Source organism: Deltaproteobacteria bacterium, assembly GCA_016208165.1.
In the GTDB taxonomy this organism is placed as follows: Bacteria; Desulfobacterota; Desulfarculia; order JACQYL01; family JACQYL01; genus JACQYL01.
Map to the genome: position 1 here is coordinate 60,617 of JACQYL010000032.1, position 21,221 is coordinate 81,837.

Here is a 21,221-nt window from a genome sequence, read left to right on the forward strand (position 1 = left end):
TATCGACTTACGTATCCTCTCTTAGACGGAAACCGAGTCCTTTATCCCGTTGATGATGGTTTCCATGGGTGTATCCGGGCCGTATACCTTGTGTACGCCGCCATCGAGAAGCTGAGGAATGTGCTTCGGGGGAATCACTCCGCCCATAAACACCTTGACTCCGGCCATATCGGACTTTCCCAAGAGGTCCACGGTCTTCAACCCGAGCGTAAGATGGTTGCCGCCGAGCGTGCTCATTCCGACGACATCGGCATCTTCCTGCATCGCCGCTTCCACGATCTGCTCCGGGAATTTGTTACCGATGTAAACCACGTCCATTCCGGCGTCCCTGAGAAACTGGCTTACCAGATAGACGCCACGCCAATGGATATCCAACCCCAGCTTCGCCATTACCACTTTTATTGGTCTTGCCATAATTCAACCTCCATACGTTGAGCTACTCAGCGATCGATTAGGAAATAAGTGGGAACGTCCAAAGGCCGAATTCGTCTCGGAAAAGTTCCTCAATCTCGCCCAAAGTGACCAGATTCTTTACCGCCTCCATCGTGAACGGATACAGGTTCTCATCCGTATGACACTTGTCTCGGAGGACCTTCAGACATTCGTTCACTTTTTGCTGGCTCCGCTCTTTTCGCAGGCGATCGAGTTTGGCTTTTTGACGGGTGTAGGTTTCCGGATACTCGAACACTTCGATCTCTTGGGTGCTGCTATCTTCAGATCGGAAATAGTTCACTCCCACAATCTTCATTTCGCCGGTTTCAATTTTCTTCTGATACTTGAGATTGTAATTGGCGATCTCTCGATGCAGCCATCCGTCCTCCACCGCCTTGACCAGTCCGCCCAACTCCTCGATCTGTTTTATGTAATCGAAGATTCGATTGATCATCTGCTCGGTCAGATACTCGACGTAATAAGATCCGGCCAAGGGGTCCACCGTGTTAATAACGCCGGTTTCAGACTGAATGATCTGCTGCGTCCTCAACGATACCAGGGCCGCTTCTTCAGTGGGCGCGGAATACGCTTCATCGTAGGAATCGATATGCAAGGATTGACATCCGCCGAACACCGCGGCCAGCCCCTGAATGGCGGAACGAGCCACATTGTTCAGAGGTTCCGTCGCGGGCAGGGTCACTCCCGCCGTCTGAACGTGGAACCGCATCAGAGCGGATTTGGGATTCTTAGCGCCGAAACGATCGTGCACGATCTTGTACCATACCTTGCGACTGGCGCGGCACTTGGCAATTTCTTCAAAAAAGTCGTTATGCAAATCCCAGAAGAAACTCATCCGTGGAGCAAACTGGTCGACGTCCATGCCCCTCCTGATCAACTCTTCAGCGGTGGCAATGGCGTTCGAGATGGCTATGGCCACTTCCTGAACGGCGTCTGTTCCCGCTTCTCGAAGATTGTATCCGTTATAGCTGATGGGGTTGAAACGGGGATAATTTTCGCAAACGTACTCCACGACATCGCATTGGAGACGAAAACTGACCGGAGGCGGCAGAATTTCCGGACCGCTGCCCACACAGGTTTCCATGATAAAGTCGTTCTGACAGGTTCCTGCGATCTTGTCTCTCGAGGTGCCCCGTTGTTCCGCAACCGCGAAGTACATACCCGGTATCACGATGGACGTGCTGGGCAGGTGGGTCACCACCGATGTGCTGATCGCGCCGAGATCGATATCCTTGAAAAATGCGTCAATGTCCCAAATGGAATCAACCGCTGCGCCGCAGTGCCCGACGTTTCCTTCGGCCTCGGGATCGTCCGAGTTGTATCCCCGGATGGTCGGAAGATCGAACAGAATGTTGACCCCCGTGGCCCCGTGTCCCAGCAAATACTTGACCCTGAGGTTACAGTCCTCGGGCGCGCCCAGACCGGCTAACTGGCGCAAGGTGAAAGGCCGACCCCGATACATGTTCGGATACACGCCTCTGACATAAGGGGCGCAGCCTGGAAAACCGAGGTCCTCGGAATAATCAATGCCGGCGATATCGGCCGGCGTGTGCAGCATCCGAATGGGAATCCCGGAATGGGTGGTGTATTGGCCCGATAGCTCGTCCTGCCGGTCGTTGTCCTTCAATACATTGTTGAACCAATCGTCATAGCCCGACTTGATCGTATCAAGTTGCTCCCGACTGAACAAACAAACATCTTTTTTGGATTCTTCCCGTCCCATATCTTGCCTCCTTTAGTGAAAGCATAGACAGCTTTAAAGAAATATTGACCTCATATGGTTTCCGAGACCTTACCGGTTTCTGAACCATCTTGTATTCTATACCAGAGTCCCGTCATCTCATTTCCAGCTCTGCTCTACCACTCGAAACAAACTCAGAGATACCTGACACCCGTAAATTGTCAAGCACTTCCGAACCGCGTCACGGGCGCGCATTGGCATCCTAGAATTCCTCGGAGCCGATTTCCAGTTCGAGGGGGTCCGTTGCTAGAGGGACTTCTGAACCGCCTTGCACGACTACTCGGCTTAGTCCGGCGGACAGCAAAACCCCTTTCGCCGTCTCCATCATATGCGACTCCACAAAAGCTTCATCGCGACGCCGAAAGGCGGGTTGATATTCGATCAATGTGACCGGCATTTCGGGATTGATCTCCGCAATGGCCCGAGCCGCGTCCGCCAACTCATCGAGTGAATGAATGCTGGGATGGTACGGCAGACTTACAGCCATGAAAACCTCTTCCCTATAACGCTCATCCAGATAACGAACCGCATTCCAGGAAGTTTCGAGGAACACCTTCGCGGTTTCTCTTGACTTGATTCCACACAACTTCATGAAGGTATCTACACGCCGCGCCTTCAAGTCCGGAGATATGTCCGAAACACCGGATTGAACGATCTCATCGATATACTCGTTCGTCAGAAGCGATGCATTCGTATCCAATTGTATGCGGCTGTCCGGGACCGTTTTTCTAATCTCTCGGATGGTGTCCAGCAGCCATCTACGGTTCAGCGTCGGTTCTCCCCCGGAAATGCCCACCCAGTAGTCCCTCTCCTTGTTCAAGCGCAGCATCGCCACCGCATCTTTAGGACTCAAGGCATTACCTTCGGAGGCAAACGTCATCTCCCAATTGTGGCAGAAATCACAATCATAGTTACAACCATGAACAAACACAGATGGATGATAGTGAGGCGGGGGACGCATGAGCGTCACGATTCGCCGAGGTTCCGTTCGTAGAACAATATCCGGATCCGTCACGATGTCCATGCCTTCCCGAAGCGGCGTAGCGCAGCTCCGGCATAGGACACCGTCTATCAGTACGGCGCAATTCCAACATCCCCCGGTATCGCAACGCGCCCGATCACTCCGGCCTTCGTCCCCCACGGTCTCCGGCGTTCCGCCCAGTTCAAACAAGGCATCCCGGACACTCAGGGCGCCCGTAATCGTACGCGCCTGTCCGTCGATTATGCAACGGATTTCGGACGGCGAACCTGAACGCGGGCGGAGTTGCCGGGCCCCCTGAGGGCATCCTTTGATACAGATGCCGCACCCGATGCAGCCGTTTCCATGAGTGGGACAACTCACATAATGCTCACAAAAGCCGCAATGCACACAGCGCTCTTCCCGCGCGACAACGAACCGGTCAGAGCTCATTCCCAGATCAACTCGACACAGTCCGCGGAACTACCGAATTCGAAGTCGAAGTCTTCCCAGAATTGTCTCTCCGCTTCGGGAGACACGTCTTCCATCTTTTCCACTCCCAACTTTTTCAGGAATTCTTCTTTTTCCGGCAGATTCAATACCAGTTGATCGAAACTGGGAAGAGGAATGAAGTCGAAGGGATGTTCCGCATCCAGGCTTGCCCAGACCACATCGCCTTTGTTGACCATCGCGCTGTCCGCCAGGGCCACGAACAATTCCCTTGGGAAATCGGGGCGCTTGAAGAGCTGTCTGACATAGCCTACGATCAGCGTGCGCTTTAGGGTTGCCTTTTCAGGCCTTGGTTCCAGATAGTTACCCAAAAACGACAATGCGGGTCCTCCTCGTGGTAAATACACAAAAGCAGAGGGGGAGCCAAACTTGATCCCCCCCCCTGACTTCCTCGGATAATCAGTTCACAGGGAACAAACGTTCAGAGCTGTTATTTGAATAGGTCGTCCTTCGGCTCATAGCCGAACTCTTCCGCTTGCAGCGGTTCCCAGGAATCGAAGATCGGCATTTGAGGCAGATCCTTCAGTTCGGGGAACCAACCCTTCAACGTGGAACGTCGGGAATGCTTACCTCTCATCGGCAGCTCTTCCCACGGGATATGAGCGTACATCAGAGAGTATACCGGGCCGATGACGGCCTTGTTGACCAGGTGCTGATCCATGATGCAGTTCATGATCACCGGGCCCTGTTTTTCGGCGATGTTGTAAGCTTCCTTCAGTTGGGCTTTGAATTTTTCTGATCGGTTACAGACCATGCCCTTGCCACCGAACACTTCGGCCAGCTTGTCGAACCGAGTATCGATCGGGCGCTCTTCACCCATCATCGTGACGCCCATCCATTTATTGCCGAAGACATCCTGTTCACCCAGGATATCCCAGTTGGGGCCATACCACGGATACTTCATGCCGGGCATCCAGCCGCAGTTGTTGGTGACGAGATAAACGATCGGGAGCTTGTACATAACGGCAACGTGGATGTCCATGGCCGCATTCATCATTCCCGAGTCGCCCATCAGGGCCAGGAACGGAATCCGCGATCCGTTTTCCAGATCGCCGACAGCCGCGCCGATGGCCTGCCCGACACCGTGGCCCACACCGGCCTGATCGTTGGCCGTGATGCAGGAGCCGGGACGGGTGAATTGGAGATACGGCATGACGAAGTCGCTCATGGTGTATCCATCGATGGACACGCGCACGGCGCTGTCATACATCTCTTCGTTCACTTCCCGGATGATCTGTGACATATATCCGAAATGGAGCATGTCTCTCGATTTATATCTCGGATGATCCGGACCGTACTTGTACGCTTTGGCGGCTCTCTTTTCCGTTGCATCCGCCAGGGACTTCTGGCAGCGTTTGGCCCACTCTTCGCGTTCCGGGCTGACCTTGTATCCATTCTTCTTGATACAATCGTTCAACTGCTTCATCACGACCTTGGTGTTACCCACCAATGACGCTTTGGTGTTGACATAGGTCCACACGTAATCGTTGCACGGAGCGATCTGAATGGATTCCGGCCACCCACCCGCGTATCCGTCAAAGAATCCGACTTTCAGTCCGACAGGGATCATCATGTCGAACTCGCTGCGGAACTTGGGGAACCCGCGATGATGCAGGGGGTGCTTTTCGGAGACGGCCGCACGCCCGAGACGCCGGGTGTTGAAAGGAATTTTGGTCAGGTTGATAAATTCTTCCAGTTCGGGGCCCGCCTGATCCCAGGCAGCATAGTCGCCCAAAATAATGAAGGGCTTCTTCGCTTCCATGATCGCTTTGGCCGCCTTCTCGATGGCCGCCGGATCGGCGCCGGCGCTGATGGGTTTCTGCGTGTCTTCCTGACGCCAGTTGGGCAGCCAGTCCGCGTGTTGCGGGAAGAAACCGCCCCAGTAGTGTTCCCTGGCTTCATCTTTCATGAACAGACAGTCAATGCCCAGTTCGAAGGCCACCGGTCCCATGGGGGCCGACGTGGCGATACGGAAACCACGGGTCATGAACTGCTTCACGGACCATGGATAGAACACTCGCTGCGCCCACTTACAAACGTGCGTAAAGAATTCCGCGGCAATACTTTCCTGGATCGTGTTGTACAGATGGTCGTGCTCTTGCTCGATACCGCCCGCCAGGAAGACGATAGGAGTATTGCTCAGAAAGGCCTGTTGCATGGGGCTGAACGCGTTTCCGGTTCCAGGACCCACCGTACCAAAGGCAACAGCCGGCTTTTGGGTGACCTGAGAATAACCCTCGGCAGCATACACGGCGTTTTGCTCGTGCCCGAAAATGATCAATTTGATCCCAATTCGGGAAATGGCATCCACAAAATGCCAGATGTGACCGCCCGGGACGCCCCAGGCTATGGTAACACCATGTTCTCGCAGCACTTCCGCCACGTACTTGCCTACACTGGGATACAACTCTCGTTTCCCAAGAGGAACCTCTAATTTCTTCTGTGCTTCTTCGTCAAACTCAATTCCAAGCTTCGGCATTCTACGCTACCTCTCTGTGTGTTAGCTCCCTTCATTGGGAGACTGCGGTTCATGCCAATAATGCGCTCTGAGAACCTAATACCCCGAATGCAGCGATCGCCTTGCTTTGTATCACCACCTTCCCTCGCCGAATTAATTTGGTCAGTTTCACACCCGGGCATACATCGTAGGCTCGACACTCACCTGGTCGTCGCGTAGGCCAACTGACACAAAGTGGGCTAGCTGGCCCAACTAGCCCGAAATTCCTCATTTTTTTGGAGACTAAGAAAAAAGAATATCAGTGTCAAGGAAAATCCTAGTATCGGATTGCACGGAGCCCTCAACACGTTTCGGGCTCGCATTCTTGGAATCGGTGAACGGGGGGTCCGGCCTCACAATCTAACGCAGCTTTCCAGTCCCCGGATAGGCGCACGTAAGCCCATCTCGCTGTTCGATCAGGTTCCCCCAGCCCTCGTACAGCGACCTCGCCTTCTTCCGTATCGCTTATATCCACACTATCATCAGAGACGTGCCGCATCAACCATAATGGGAGGCGCCCGGACGCCATCCTGTATTTTCGCGGTTCGCAGCAGCAGTCACGCGGAAGTTCTGTTCATCAACCGCCTGCCTGAGCAATAACCCTTCACTCTGCCTCAGCCAAACGGTTTCTCCAGTATTACGAAGTTATTAACAGGCCTCTTAAATCGCATTCTCACCTATCATAGCGACTATTTGAAAGTCAAATATTTTTCTTTCCATGTATTGAAAAACGGGATCTTTTTTCTACAGACCGTCTAATTTCGAGAATCGACATCTCCTGCTTCGTTCTGAACCGTCCGTCCTGAACCGGTTTCTCCAAACCCGATCCCATCATCCATAAAAAACTTTGTCACATCAGTTGATTAACGCATCATCGGCCTTCGGTCCCACCACCTCATTGCGCCGGCGACCCGTCAAAACGGAGCTGTATATGGAGCACATCGTCTTCTTCCAACTCCGTGAGCATGCGATAACCGGTCTTCCGGAAAACGCGGACCATCCCCATGTTCGTGCGCAAAACATACGCAGCAAACCCCTTCAGTCCGTTTGCGCGTGCGATCTCGATCAGATAATTTATCAGGAAAGATCCGATTCCGGTGTTCTGGTACTTCCTGTTCACCGCAAAATCCACTTCGGCCGTGTCCGATCCATCTTCCCTGATGTAATGGGCGACCGCCACGATGCGCTCTCCGCCGCCTTCTCGCAGGGTCCCCACGATGGTCATCTGATTCAGATAGTCAATATTGCACATGGCCTGCACATCCCGATGAGGAAAGGCCTTCATAGGAAGAAAAAATCGCGTTCTGACGTCTTCCCGGGGCATGAAGTAGTAGAGTTCCTGCAGCGCTCTCTCGTCCGTGGGCTTGATGGGACGGAAACGAACGCCGAGGTCTTCTTTGAAAGTTCGCTTAGTCTCCCATCGGTCCGGATACAGGCGGCCCCGCTCGTCGGAGAGCGCTTGATCTTCATACACGTAGTGCAACCGTTTGGCATCCGACATAAGCTGCCTGCGGAACCTCGGGTGAGCGATGTCAATCAGTGCGATTGTTCGCTCGCGAATACTCATACCGAACAGGTCGACGATGCCGAATTCGGTGACCACGTATTGTACGGAGGCTCTGCTCAGGACAACCCCGCTGCCGGGGGTAAGCTGGGAAACGATTCGAGATCGGGAACCATCGGGGTTAGTGGAAGGTATCACAACGATCTTCTTGCCACCTTTGGATAAGTCGGCTCCATCCATGAAATCCGCGTAGCCGCCGAATCCGCTGAAGATTCTGTGACCCTGGGAATCCGCACACACTTGACCAGTCAGATCCAGTTCAATGGCCGGGCTGATGGACACCACCTTGTCGTTGAGGGCGATGGAAGCAGGATCATTCACCACCTCCGTCGGATGAAGCTCCACGTCCGGATTGTCGTGAACAAAATCGTACAACCGTCGGGTTCCGATGCAGCAACTCGCAATTACCTTGCCTGGAAACGACTTCTTTTGCCGATTCGTAACGGCGCCGGATTCGATCAAGCCCAGAAATGCGTCGTGCAGGACGTCCGTGTGAATCCCGAGGTCCTTCTTTCCACGCAGCGAAAGCACCGCCTGAGCGGAGGTCGGAGCCAACCCCGCGGCGATGACGGAACCGTCATCCACCAGACCGGCCACTTTTTCCGCGATTCGATCCTGGATATCCGTCGGAGTCGGGAATCGATACTCCAACAACGGCTCCTCGTGCTCAACGATGAAATCGATCTCGTCTACGTGAATGCGGCTGTCTCCATGCACCCTAGGCATAGAACGATTGACCTGGGCTATGACCGTTTCGGCGGACTCAGCGGCCGACTTTCCGATATCCACGCTGATTCCGAACGTGCAGTAACCGTGTTCGTCCGGAGGCGACACCTGAATCAGCGCCGCATGTAGGGAAAGCCGGCCGCTCGTGAACAGCTTGGGGACATGGCGGAAATGAATGGGCATGTAATCGGCGTTCCCCGTGGAAACGGCCCCCCTGGTTCCGGAGGCGACAAAAAAGGACTTTACGCGGAAGGACTCTTTATAGGCATCGGAGGTTAAGGACCGTCCTCCTAAAGAAAAAGAATGGATTAATTCGACGTCGGATAACTCATAGTGTAAGGCCTCGAGTGCACTCACCAGATGGCGGGGTTCGGCGCATCCCGAGCTTATGAATACGCGCTGGCCCGGTTTAATCGACCTCAGCGCCGTATCCGCACCCGTCTTCTTCTTCTCGTAAACGCTCTTCCAATCACTTGTACCCATACATGGTCTCCACTGGGTCCGGCATTTCCGAGCCAGGTTTCCACGCATGAACCCGGTTGGCGCTCTATTGTTCCGTTGCCATACTCACGCCTCTGTAAAAGGCTTCCCTGTTGGCCTCCCACTTGTCCGAGGGAAGGCGCTCCCGAAGCACCTCCAACATGATCTCACTCGGAACAGGAACGAGTCCGGCGCCAAAAAGGGTTCCCATCATCACGATGTTGGCCACAATGGCGCCGCCCAACTCCTGCGCGATTCTTGTCGCCGAAACCCAATACACCCCGGCGCTCAACTCCTCGAGGGCCTGCCGGATTTGTTGAGGCTCCGGATACTCGAGCTCGCCGGCTATGACATTTAATGGATATACCGGACGGTCGTTGGTCATGACAACCACATCCGGGTTTCCGTAATCCGCCAATACGCGAAGCGTTTCCACCGGTTCGAGCCCCAAGATCACATGAGCAAGCCCTTTAGGGATCAGGGGGCCGTAACGCCGATCCCTGGATATGCGAATGTGGCTCATCACGGATCCGCCACGTTGGCTCAGACCGTAAGTATCGCCTACCGTCACTCGTAGGCCGTTCCTCAGCAACGCCTCTCCCAGCCAATGGGCCGCGATTACATTGCCCTGGCCGCCGGCTCCCGTAATCACCAGGTTGAGCGGTTCACCCAGCATGGTTCAGCACCTCCCGCGAAATGGCCCCCTCAGGACAGATATCCGCACACACCCCGCACCCCACACAAATGACCTCGTCCACGATCGACTTGGCGGTCGTCCGATCGAAATACAGTCCGGGACAACGGAAGACGCGCGTGCAGTACCGGTTACACCCGCAGTCCTCGCCTGTGCACTACTCCGTATCCACTCGAACGGTATATGGAAAACCGCCCTGCTTGCGCTGAACCAGAGCGCAGGCGCGTCTGAGAATCAGCACCCGGACCCCCTCCTCGTTGAGAAGGCGGTAGATGGCGTCTCGTGTCGCATCGAGATCGTAAGGATCCTGAACAACGACCGAAGCGCCCAGCGATCGGCATAGGGCCTCGAGATCCAACGCCCTGGCTCCCGGCCCCATGGCGCCCTTTTCCAAACCGGGATGCGGCTGAAAACCAGTCATGGCCGTCGCTCTGTTATCGAGAATGATCAAAAGGTATTCGGCTCCATGGTGAACGGCGTCCACCAGCGGCGGAATCCCGGCGTGAAAAAAGGTCGAGTCGCCCACAACGCTGATAACCGGTTGATCGAAGCCTTGACCCCTAAGCTTCATGAAGCCTCCGGCCACACCCAGACCGGAGCCCATGCAATGCGTCAGTTTGGACTGTAAAAACCCGGTGGGGAACAAAGACAGCGTATAACAGCCGATGTCGCCCGATACAAACCCTCCGCGCGCATCGAGTTTCAGCGCGTTCTTGATGCTCCAGAAAGACGCCCGGTGAGGACACCCGGGGCAAAAGCCAAAGGCTCGAGGAGGAGCCATCGCATCGGCCATCGCCTTCGCCCGATCGGCGTATTCACGATCCCTTAGCGGGAGATGCCGGTCCAACAAACGCGCGAGGGCAACCATGACCAGATCGGGATTCATTTCACCGTCTTTCGGCAGGGTTTCATCCACCCTGCCGTGGAACGTCTTCATACCCAATGCTGAACAGGTCTGCGCGAAAAACGCTTTCACACCATCCTCGACAAACGGATCCACTTCCTCCACGAACAAAATGCGATCACATCGATCTAGCTGCCTGGCAAGCCATCGCCGCGGCAGGGGCCAGGTGGTTCCCAGCTTGGCCACGCCGACACGCTTTCCGAGACCCAACAATTCGACCGCTTCCCTCGAATACAGGTAGCCGTTGCCGCATGTGATGATGAGCAGTTCCGCATGATCGGGGCCTTCGTACCAGTTAAATTCCGATCCCTCGAACCAAGCTTCCGCCCGGTCCATGTTCCTGTGCATTCTCTGATGGTTGGGAGCTACAGGAAACGTCTTCCAAAGCGAGCCGAGATCAAACCCGGGGATCCGCTTCTTTTCCGGAAGCGTTCCCAACGTCACCGCCTCCCTGGAATGGGAAAGGCGCGACACACTACGGAGCACACACAACGACCCGAGCGTCTCGGATAATTCGAGGGCGTACTTGGCCATGTTCAACGCTTCTTCAGGGAAGGCGGGTTCAAGCAGAGGCACATCCGCGACCCTCGCCACAAAACGCGCGTCCTCTTCGTTGGTGCTCGATATCGCGCCGGGATCGTCACAAGTCACCAGAACCAGGCCGGCCTTGACGCCGGAAAGGGCCAGGTTGGTAATAAAGTCCATGGCCACGTTGACGCCGTTTTGCTTCATGGCCGCCATCGAGCGAACTCCGGCAAAGGAAGCAGCCGCCGCACCTTCCAGAGCCACTTTCTCGTTCACGGACCATTCTGCCCAGATGCCCAGATCCGGAGCCACGGCAGCGATGTTCTCGAGGATCTCCGACGAAGGATTTCCGGGATACGCAGCGCAAAATTGAACGCCTCCTTCGAGGAAGCCCCGGGCGATGGCCTCGTTTCCCATCAGTAATACGCGAGCGCCGGCCTTGCCTTTCGCAATCTCAGACATAGCATGTTCCCTTACGCGACATTTCCAATTGGTCTCGGATTTCGACTCAGTCTCGATTCATTCTATCCCGCTGCCTGGCCAGCCCGCGCGCCCGTTTGGCCACGGAAGCCTCTTCAAGATGGCTCAGGTTCGATGAAGGCATCTCGGCAACCTCTACAACGCCTCGATCGGAGGCCCTTTCGAGCAGTTCCCGCCCCAATTCGGTGCGGACGATCGCCGTATTCCATCCTACGTCACCTTCCAGGGCTCCTACCGAGATATCGGCCTGTTCTGCGGTCATGTCGGGACACAAACCGCAGCCTTCCATAGCCATAGGGCGTATGCGATCCAGAGGAAACTCGCGGATCGCGTCTGACCGAGCGATCTGAAGCACATTGGCCGGAGGGGGAGGAATGTCGTATTTTCGGATCTCGGGGCCGACCTCCTCCCGTTTCAAGAAGCGAATGAACGAGCGATAATCCAGGGCCCAGGTACAGAAAAGCCATACGATCAATGATATGGAGGCCGAGTGCTCTTTCTTTGTCAGAGCTGAGGCTCGCATCTTATTCAAGGCCATGGCCTGGCACGGCAGCGCCACCAGTCCGGTGGGAGCCGCGCTCCGTTGAGCTTCCCGATTGAAGACGGACAGACTGCCGCCAGCCACATATCTGGAACCGCCGCAGGCCGAGACCTCCTCCCGGGTCACGGCCACAACCCCGTGGGGGCCTCCGATTCCTTCTTTAGAGGTCAAAACCGCCCTGGAAATGATTCCTTCGTGCAGCGCACAGTCTATTATGGCGGAGACCGTCCCTCCATACTGTCCCGTTTGCTTCCACGGATCCACAGTAGCTCTCGTTCTGTGCACGGACTGGAAACGGCCAAGAGGCGGGACCGTGCCGTTCGACAACTTCATCGGAACCTTGGGGCACACCTCGTAGCATCGGCCTTGTTCACGTTCACAAACATCCGTGCACACAACTTTGCCGTCAAGAAATACCAGATAAGGGCATAAACTCACGCATGCGCCGCATGCCACGCACAGACCGGGGTCGATCACTTCTTTCAGCAGTGTTTTCAACGCACTCATTATCGATCCTCGAAGCCATTAGAACAGGGGGTGGAATGGATTGATCCTTGGGTGATCGACGGCCCACTCATCGTAACCGATACGGCGTGTTCGGTCTTCCGTCCCGACCACGCCCACCCGAAGGTCGATTGAAGCCCTCCGTCGTCCTCCATTATGACCCTAAAAAGGCAGCTTTTGCTTGCCATGCGACTCCAAACAGATGTCCGCCAAAAGGTCCACAAGCTCCCCTTTAGGGTCGGGAGCACCCGTTTTCAGCGCAATGTCCGTGTCCAGCACACGACCGAGGGCGAACACAAGTTCATCTTCCGTAAAATTGTCTGCATACTCGATGAGTTTGAAAATGCCGTAAGGCGCCATCTGTCCGATCACCTCCTTATCCGCGTCGTCGAGTTGCTTGTGCATCTCGCGCTGGAACTGATTATAGGTCACCCTGCCCTGATGAAAGCGGCCTTTTGCCCAGAGCAGCCGTCTTACCTCATCCCCGATCACCTTCAGAACAGCCAATGGAAAGAATCCCTGGTCCCATAATTTCTCGAGTACCAGACAAGACCGCCCGAAATCCCTGTTGGCCAGAGTGTCCATGACCTCGTAAACGGCCTCTTCGCGACTCGAACAGACGACCGCTTCCACATCCCCTAACTCTATGATCTTACGATCCCCTACATAGGTAATCAATTTCTCCAGCTCAGAGCCGATCTGGCGCAGATCGACTCCCGCATACTCCAGAAAGCGCTTGTGTGCGTCCGGGCTTAGTTTTTTCCCCGCCTCCAGCAATTGCTCGCGCAATTGCTGCACAATCAGCTCCTGTTTCTGGTCCTTCGCCTTTTTGGAATCTCCCTCGCCCACCGAACAGTCCACAACGAGCCCGACTTTTTCAAGAAGCTTGAAAAGACGCTTTCGTCGATCCACCACGTTCGCCGACAGAACCAGGACGTTCTTGCCGGCAAAGCCCCGGTCCAAGGCCGCATCGAGGATATCGTCCGACACTTCGGCGATGCTCCGGGACATCCCCTGATCAAGCCCATGCTCCACAAGCCTCTTGATCATGGCTGCGTCCTCGGAGGTCCTTTGGAGCCCAAACGCGGCCTCCCACTGGACGTCATCCATTTCAAGAAGAAAGCCGACGCCGGTTTCCTCCGCGCCTAATCTTACGGAAGCACACATGCGCTGCAATGACTTCAGCGCTTCGGACAGGCTGCCTTTCTGATAGTATGATCGGGCCTCGGATAACAGGTCTTTGGCCGTAATCCTGGAATGAAACACCCGTGTATTCTTGACCAGGACGACTTTGGATCCGGTAAGTAACGGAAAAGAATTGAGAAAGTGGACCGTGTCCGCAACGTTTTCCCGATCCCCGTCGATGACGACAAGATTGAACGCCCGTTGTTCCTCTGTCAGAAGCACATCCAGCAGGGCATCCACCGCGCGATTTGTCAGGTATTCCTGTCCGAACAACAGATAAACCGGCCAATAGTGGCCTTTTGTCAGGCCTTCGAGGACCTTGGCGAGTTCTTTGCATTGGATCGTGGGCACGTACTGTTTTACTCGTACTAGATGTACGCCTCCGTACTGGGACGATCTTGCGAACAAACATGTATCGCCGTTTTTGTAGATTTGGCCTTCAAGACGCCGCCGACCGCCGACACCGCTTTGTCCGCCAAATTGTTGGCTTCGCTCAAATGGGCCAAAAACACGTGTCTCAAATCCAAGTGGTCCAGGTCCGCCAGCAATTCGGCTGCCTGGTCGTTGGATAAGTGTCCTAGCCGGCTTAGGATTCGCTGCTTTAACGGTTCGGGATACGGACCCAGCCGGAGCATTTCTCGGTCATGGTTGGTCTCGAGGATAAGTGCGTGGCAGTTTCGCAGACAATTCCGTGTGAGCGCACTCGCAAAACCGAGGTCCGTGGCCAACCCAAGTTTAACGTTGCCATTGGACACCGTAAAGTTCACCGGGTCAACCGCATCGTGTGAAGAAGCGTAAGGGCGAATCGTAAGATCCCCAACCTTGAAAGAAACACCGTCTCGAAAGAAATGAACATGCTCCACTTGCTTGAGCATCGAGGATGCCGCATGGTAGGTCGGCTCAGTAATGTACACGGGCAGTTCGTGCTGTCTGGAAAGCACCCCCACGCCCTTCACGTGGTCGGCATGCTCGTGGGTCACAATGAGCGCCGACAGTTGGCCGGGGTGAGCACCTATGCATAGAAGACGTTGTCGGATCTCCTTGCCCGACAGACCGGCGTCAATCAATATGCTGGTGCGTTCGGACTCGATAAAAACGCTGTTTCCCTTGCTCCCACTGGCGAGTACGCAAATGCGTATCATTTAGCGTCCTTCGACAACAACAGGTTTTCGCGACCAGGCTGAACTCGGTCGATTTGGGCCTCGGCCTCTCGAAGACCGTCAGGAAGGAAAGACCGAAATTCTGTCTACAGGCCCGAGGGTGACTAAGGATACTTTGGTGGGGTCTAAACGCCGACCGGCCAGTTCGATGAGGCCGTCAAGCGTAACAGCGTCGATGCGTCGCTCGATTTCCTGATACGAAATGAATCTCCTGAAAGAGATTTCATTCTTGGCCAGTCTCATCATACGATTTTCCACGTTTTCCGCATTTAGCAGGATACTTCCCTTGAGGTAGTTCTTGGACGATTCCAGATCATCCTCGGTCAGGTCTCCGGATCGCAAGCGGGCAAACTCTCTGGCGGTGAGTTCCAGGGTTTCATCCAGCGATTCGGGTCCCACTCCGATGTAGACGCCCAGCATTCCGGCGTCTTCATAAAAATTGAGATACGAATAGACGGTATAGGCCAAACCGCGCTTTTCCCGAATTTCTTGGAACAATCGGGAACTCATGTTGCCGCCCAGAATAATGTTGAGCAGGGTGTCCGCGAATCGCGATTGGCTCGTGGCGCTCGGTCCCGGGGTTCCCAGGCACACGTGGACCTGCTCGATGTCTTTGTATACGAACGTCTCTTTCTTGCTGTTCTCAGGAGAAGTTCGCTTGTTCCGGAAAGACGTATCATGAAAGGACGAGAGTTCCTTATCCAAGAGATCCAGAAGACCCTCGTGCTCGACATTACCCGCCGCGGAAACAATGATTCTGGATGGCGCGTAGGACTTGCGAACATAGTCGAGGATTCCGTGTCTATTCATCCGCTCTATATGTCTCCGGCTGCCGAGTATGGAACGGCCGAGGGGGTTGCCCTCCCAAAAGGCTTCCCCGAACAGAACGTGAACGTAATCTTCCGGGGAATCCTCGATCATGTTGATTTCCTGCAGAACGACCGCCTTTTCGAGCTCTAGATCTTCCGGGTCAAACCTGGACCGCATGAAGATATCAAGGAGCAGGCCAACGACATGTTCCAGGTGAGTGTCCAACACTTTGGCGTGGAAGCAGGTGTGTTCCTTTGCCGTATAAGCGTTTGAATTTCCGCCTATCGTGTCGAACTCCTTGGCGATTTGAAAGGCCGATCGAGTGTCGGTGCCTTTAAATACCATGTGTTCGAGAAGATGAGTCACACCCTGTTCCGATTCCTCCTCATCTCTCGATCCGACTTCCAGCCAGATCCCCACTGCCACCGAACGAAACATGGGGATCTTTTCCGTGATCACGCGGACGCCGTTTTCCAAAACGGTTTTGCGGTAGCTGCTCTCCATGGCTACCGTTTGCCGCCGCCTGCCGGCAAAGCGTCCTTTCGGCTGAGTCGAACCTTGCCTTGCTGGTCTATGTTGATGACTTTTACAGGGATGCGGTCTCCCTCATTCACCACGTCTCTGACGGTTTTGACGCGTTCGGTGTCCAGCTGAGAGATATGCACGAGGCCTTCGACCCCGGGCAGGATCTCAACAAAAGCCCCAAAGTCTGTTATCCGTTTTACAATGCCTTCGTAAAACTCCCCAATTTCCGCTTCACGCACGATCGATTTAATGGCCTCGATCGCTTTCTGCGCCGTCTCTTCGTCGGGAGAAGCGATCTTGACCAGACCGCTGTCGTCTATATCGATACGCAGCACCCCGGACTCGCTCGTGAGCGCTTTGATGGTCTTTCCACCGGGTCCGATGACGTCCCGAATCTTCTCCGGTCTGACCTGATAGGTAACGATACGCGGAGCGAAGGTTGAAAGGACCGGTCTGGCTTCAGGCAGGACTCGGGCCATGCTATCCAGAATATGCAGCCGTCCTTCACGAGCCTGCTCCAACGCTTTCCCCACGATCTCGCGATCGATTCCGGCAATCTTTATATCCATCTGAATGGCTGCGATTCCGTCGCGTGTTCCCGCCACCTTGAAGTCCATGTCACCCAGATGATCTTCATCCCCTATGATGTCGGTCAAAATGGCGGACCGCTCGCCTTCCTTAATCAGCCCCATGGCAATACCCGCAACGGGCGCCGAGATGGGTATTCCGGCGTCCATCAAGGCCAAGGAGCCCGCGCATACCGTCGCCATGGAGGAGGACCCGTTCGATTCGAGAATTTCCGACACCACCCGAATGGTGTAGGGAAATTCTTCATTCGAGGGCAGGACTTTGGACAGAGCACGTTCTGCCAACGCACCGTGTCCGATTTCCCTGCGTCCCGGTCCCCGCAGCATACGGGCTTCACCTACGGAATAGGGAGGGAAGTTATAATGTAGAAGGAAGGACTTAAAGGAATTGCCCATTAACGACTCGATACGCTGCTCGTCCGAAGTCGTTCCCAGGGTGGCTATGCCCAGAGCCTGGGTCTCACCGCGGGTGAATAAGGCGGATCCATGGGTTCTCGGCAATACGCCCGCCTCGCAAGTAATAGGTCGAACGGTTCGAAGGTCTCGTCCGTCAATCCTTCGTCCCTCATCAAGGATCATTCGGCGCATGGTTGCCTTCTTGATTTTCTCGAAAGCCTCCAGCACCTCACCGGTCCGCCCCTCGTAGTCCTTCGCCAATTGTTCCCGTAACCCGATTTCGATTTCCCTGATCCGATCCTGCCGCGCCAGCTTATCCGCAATGGTCACTGCTTTCTTCAAAGAGCTCAGACTCAGCTCTTCCACTCGAGCCCGAAGTGTCTCGTCCGCCGAGGTCGCTTCGACGACCCGCTTGGGCTTGCCGATCAGCCTGCACAGTTTTTCCTGGCCTGCAATAATGGGCTGCATCGTTTCATGAGCGAACATGATCGCTTCCAGCATATCGTCTTCCGAGATAAACGCGCCTCCCCCCTCGACCATGACTACCGCGTCCTTCGTACCCGCGACAATGATGTCCAAGTCGCTCTCTTTCAATTCAACCGAGGTGGGATTGACGATTAGACGATGATCGACCCTTCCGACGCGAACACCTGCAATCGGGCCTCCGAAAGGAATGTCCGAGATGTGCAACGCTGCGGAAGCCCCGACCATGGCCAATACGTCGGGTTCGTTTTCCTGGTCTACGCTCAAAACGGTGGTGATAATCTGGGTTTCAAAACGATAGCCTTTAGGGAAAAGGGGGCGAATGGGCCGGTCGATCAACCGCGATGTCAGAGTTTCCTTTTCGCTGGGCCGACCCATCTCGCGGCGGAAAAAATTGCCGGGAATGCGTCCGGATGCGTAGGCCATCTCGAGATAATCCACGGTGAGCGGCAAAAAGTCGATCCCTTCGCGCTTATCTTTCGTTGACACGGCGGTTGCCAGCACAATGGTGTCTCCAAGCTTCACAATGGCAGAGCCACTGGCTTGCTTGGCGACCCTTCCCGTCTCGATCGAGAGCTTCCTGTCAGCCCCCAAGTCGATTTCAATACATTCAGGCATAATAAATCCTCACACCGCGCTTCAGAAGTTATTTTCGGATGCCAAGCTCCTGAATCAAACCACGGTACCTTTCAATGTCTTTTCGTTTAATGTAATTGAGCAGTTTTCTCCGTTGTCCCACCAATTTTAGAAGTCCTCTTCGCGAATGGTGATCCTTCTTGTGGACTTTGAAATGCTCGGTCAAATGGTTGATCCGTTCGCTTAATAGGGCAATCTGAACCTCAGGTGAACCGGTGTCGTGTTCATGAAGCTTAAACTTCTCAATTACCCGTTTTTTCACATCAGCGTTAAAGGCCACTTCCTTTACCCTCCTCCTATTCGTGCTACGTGCTATTAATTAAACACTCTCAAGGACCGAAGCTTTTCGATCCGTCTGTTTTCTGCGTCGAAAACCGGCGACATGATCGCCACAAGATCGTCTTCCTCTGATAGTACACGTAAGATAGGGGCGCTCTGTAATCCGGCCACGATCTCTTCGTCCAGGTGAGTCGTCCCGAGCTGGGAACCCTGTCGTATCCTCTTGGCCAGGCATTCCCGTACCTGAATCGAGGGCATATAGCCCAGCGCCTCGTTTAAGCCGACCAGCAGGCGATCCAGGGCGCCCGAGCTATAACCGGACTCCAGCTCCTGGAAAGTGACCGCCTTGTCTATCCCGAAACTGCCGCACCGGATCCTTCTCAATTCCGATACATGAGCTCCGCAACCGAGCATTTGGCCCCACTCCGAGGCCAGGCTCCTCACGTACGTCCCGGACGAACAACGCACCCGGAACGCGACTTTCGGCAATTGAATGTCCAAGACCTCCAGTTCTTTGACTTCCACCTCCCGGCTGGGCATTTGAACCTTTATCCCTTGCCGGGCCAACTTATAAAGCCGCGTCCCGTTGAGCTTAACGGCCGAGTAAGCGGGGACCAGTTGAAGCCGTCTGCCCAATAGTCCTTTTCCCGCTTCTTCAACGTCACTGGACCGGACACCATAGACCGAACGCTCCGAAGTCACCTTCCCGGTAATGTCCAATGTGTCGGTATCGACCCCAAGAGTCATTGCTGCTTCATAGACTTTGTCGCTTTCCAGGAAAAACCGCGACGCCTTGGTCGCCTGGTTCAAACAGACGGGCAGAACCCCGGTGGCGAATGGATCCAACGTTCCCGTGTGCCCGGCCTTCTTTACCCGCAGGAGGTTTCTGACCCGGCTTACCGCTTTCTGGGAACTAATCCCCGCGGGCTTGTCCAGAACAATAAAAGCGTCGGGTCCGACGTTGTCTAAACTAGCTTTGCCCGGTTTCATCTCTTCCATTCATTCGCGCTGCGATTTGACTTAGAATTGCATCCCGGTTGGCCTTAATGGAGCCCGGAACCCGGAAACCCGCCGCGTTTCTATGACCGCCACCGCTGAATCCGGCGGCAACGGCCGCCGCATTGACATTTCCCGACGTCCTCAGGCTCACCCCCGTCGTGGCGCCCCCATCCACCTCTTTCATGAGAACGGCCATCTCGACACCCGGTATGGCCCGAACATAATCGATGAAGCCTTCGGAGTCGGCGACACCGGCGGCGCATCCATCGAAATCATCCTTTGTGAGCACCATCAACCCAATCCGTCCTCCGTTCAACCTCTCGACCGAATCCAGCGCCAGTTTCAAAAGACGAAGACGATTCATCGGCAGATTGAGATACAGTTCTTTCGCCACAAAGGCTGGATCAACACCAATTCCCACCAATTCCGCAGCCATGAGAAAAGCTTCGCTCGTCGTGTTCCCATACCGAAACGAACCGGTATCCGTGACCAGTCCCGTATAGAGATTCAAAGCGATATCCGTTTCGATCTCCGCGTCCATCGCCTTGAACAGCTCCAATAGCAAGGCCGTTGTCGCGCAACAACTCGTATCGACAAGGTTCACGACTCCAAAATTAGTGTTATATAAGTGGTGGTCAATGTTTACAATTACGGGAATCGAGGCAAGTCGGTCGGCCGTCTTGCCCACTCTCGAGATATCCCCGCAGTCGACAATGACGGCCGTATCGACATCCTGCACACTTTCCAGGTCGTGCCGTATGCGGTCCACGCTTGGAAGAAATCGAAGGAATTCGGGAACCTCGCTCTCCAGGTACATGGTCGTTCTCTTGCCCCGGCTCTCCAGAAAGATCCCCATCGCCAGAACGGAACCTACGGCGTCCCCATCCGGATCGACATGGCTGGCAATCAGCACATGCTCCGCTTCGGCGATCTTGGAAGCTATCATGTCAAGACTCATCCTTTATCTCTTTTATCACCCGTTCGATACGATCCGCGTAATCGAACGAGACGTCATAATCAAAACGAATCTCGGGAACGAATCTCAAGTTCAGCACCTGACCGATCTCTCTTCGAATCATCTTGCCGGCGCTCGAAAGCCCTTCTTCCACGACGCTCTTATCCTGATCCAGGCTGGTGTAGTACACCTTCGCCAAACGCAAATCATCCGTCATTTTAACGCCGGTAACGGTGACATTCCTGACGCGGGGATCCTTCACCTTCTTCAACAGCAAATACGAAATCTCGCGGTGGATAACGTCGGCCACCCGATCGGCGCGTTTGTAGCGAACATTCATACGTGGATGATCTCAATATCGGAGTCTACGAGGTCTCCGAGTTGCATGCTTTCAATATGGTTCAAAATGTTGTCTATGCACGAGTTGACAAAGCTATGGTCATTTCCCACGACGCTGAACCCCAAAACGGCTCTCCTCCACACATCCTGCAGCTCTATTTCCGCAATCGAGACGTTGAATCGGTTTCGCACTCGCTGAATCAAACTCTTGACCACCTTCCGCTTGTCTTTCAAAGAATGGTTCTCCGCCATCAGCAGCTCTAAACGACAGACTCCTACGACCATGCGCCGGG

General features: G+C 54.7%; 17 protein-coding genes and 1 pseudogene. All 18 read right to left on the reverse strand.

Annotation, left to right across the window (positions count from 1 at the left end):
- Window positions 1–21: 21 nt before the first annotated feature.
- Complete coding sequence (locus tag HY788_07105; protein MBI4773937.1) at window positions 22–414, reverse strand: cobalamin B12-binding domain-containing protein; 393 nt, start codon at window positions 412–414, stop codon at window positions 22–24.
- 37 nt (window positions 415–451) lie between these two features.
- Window positions 452–2,173: a methylmalonyl-CoA mutase gene (locus tag HY788_07110; GenBank protein ID MBI4773938.1), complete on the reverse strand. Its 1,722-nt coding sequence runs from the start codon at window positions 2,171–2,173 to the stop codon at window positions 452–454.
- A 220-nt stretch (window positions 2,174–2,393) separates the two neighbouring features.
- Window positions 2,394–3,602, reverse strand: a complete 1,209-nt coding sequence (locus HY788_07115; GenBank protein MBI4773939.1) for a radical SAM protein — start codon at window positions 3,600–3,602, stop codon at window positions 2,394–2,396.
- Window positions 3,599–3,979, reverse strand: a complete 381-nt coding sequence (locus HY788_07120) for a hypothetical protein (GenBank protein ID MBI4773940.1) — start codon at window positions 3,977–3,979, stop codon at window positions 3,599–3,601. The genes HY788_07115 and HY788_07120 overlap by 4 nt, the downstream gene beginning before the upstream one ends.
- A gap of 110 nt (window positions 3,980–4,089) precedes the next feature.
- Window positions 4,090–6,138, reverse strand: coding sequence for a thiamine pyrophosphate-binding protein (locus HY788_07125; protein MBI4773941.1), 2,049 nt, complete (start codon window positions 6,136–6,138; stop codon window positions 4,090–4,092).
- A 913-nt stretch (window positions 6,139–7,051) separates the two neighbouring features.
- On the reverse strand, window positions 7,052–8,929 hold the full coding sequence (locus tag HY788_07130; protein ID MBI4773942.1) for a GNAT family N-acetyltransferase: 1,878 nt from the start codon (window positions 8,927–8,929) through the stop codon (window positions 7,052–7,054).
- 64 nt (window positions 8,930–8,993) lie between these two features.
- On the reverse strand, window positions 8,994–9,602 hold the full coding sequence (locus HY788_07135; protein ID MBI4773943.1) for an indolepyruvate oxidoreductase subunit beta: 609 nt from the start codon (window positions 9,600–9,602) through the stop codon (window positions 8,994–8,996).
- Window positions 9,592–11,511: pseudogene (locus HY788_07140) on the reverse strand (indolepyruvate ferredoxin oxidoreductase subunit alpha). The gene HY788_07135 and the pseudogene HY788_07140 overlap by 11 nt, the downstream one beginning before the upstream one ends.
- A gap of 46 nt (window positions 11,512–11,557) precedes the next feature.
- Window positions 11,558–12,577: a Coenzyme F420 hydrogenase/dehydrogenase, beta subunit C-terminal domain gene (locus HY788_07145; GenBank protein MBI4773944.1), complete on the reverse strand. Its 1,020-nt coding sequence runs from the start codon at window positions 12,575–12,577 to the stop codon at window positions 11,558–11,560.
- Window positions 12,578–12,736: 159 nt separating this feature from the next.
- On the reverse strand, window positions 12,737–14,110 hold the full coding sequence (locus tag HY788_07150; GenBank protein MBI4773945.1) for a hypothetical protein: 1,374 nt from the start codon (window positions 14,108–14,110) through the stop codon (window positions 12,737–12,739).
- A 17-nt stretch (window positions 14,111–14,127) separates the two neighbouring features.
- Window positions 14,128–14,901, reverse strand: coding sequence for an MBL fold metallo-hydrolase (locus HY788_07155; GenBank protein ID MBI4773946.1), 774 nt, complete (start codon window positions 14,899–14,901; stop codon window positions 14,128–14,130).
- A gap of 78 nt (window positions 14,902–14,979) precedes the next feature.
- Complete coding sequence (locus tag HY788_07160; GenBank protein MBI4773947.1) at window positions 14,980–16,233, reverse strand: insulinase family protein; 1,254 nt, start codon at window positions 16,231–16,233, stop codon at window positions 14,980–14,982.
- Window positions 16,234–16,235: 2 nt separating this feature from the next.
- Entirely contained in the window at window positions 16,236–18,341 is a 2,106-nt protein-coding gene (gene pnp, locus HY788_07165) for a polyribonucleotide nucleotidyltransferase (protein ID MBI4773948.1), read from the reverse strand.
- 25 nt (window positions 18,342–18,366) lie between these two features.
- The gene (gene rpsO / locus HY788_07170) at window positions 18,367–18,636 is read right to left on the reverse strand and encodes a 30S ribosomal protein S15 (protein MBI4773949.1); all 270 of its coding nucleotides are present in this window, start codon (window positions 18,634–18,636) and stop codon (window positions 18,367–18,369) included.
- Between the two features lie 35 nt (window positions 18,637–18,671).
- Window positions 18,672–19,634, reverse strand: coding sequence for a tRNA pseudouridine(55) synthase TruB (truB, locus tag HY788_07175; protein MBI4773950.1), 963 nt, complete (start codon window positions 19,632–19,634; stop codon window positions 18,672–18,674).
- Window positions 19,606–20,580, reverse strand: coding sequence for a bifunctional oligoribonuclease/PAP phosphatase NrnA (locus HY788_07180; protein MBI4773951.1), 975 nt, complete (start codon window positions 20,578–20,580; stop codon window positions 19,606–19,608). Before HY788_07180 ends, truB begins: the two co-directional genes overlap by 29 nt.
- Window position 20,581: 1 nt before the next feature.
- The gene (rbfA, locus tag HY788_07185; protein ID MBI4773952.1) at window positions 20,582–20,929 is read right to left on the reverse strand and encodes a 30S ribosome-binding factor RbfA; all 348 of its coding nucleotides are present in this window, start codon (window positions 20,927–20,929) and stop codon (window positions 20,582–20,584) included.
- Entirely contained in the window at window positions 20,926–21,213 is a 288-nt protein-coding gene (locus HY788_07190; GenBank protein MBI4773953.1) for a DUF503 domain-containing protein, read from the reverse strand. The genes rbfA and HY788_07190 overlap by 4 nt, the downstream gene beginning before the upstream one ends.
- Window positions 21,214–21,221 lie beyond the last annotated feature (8 nt).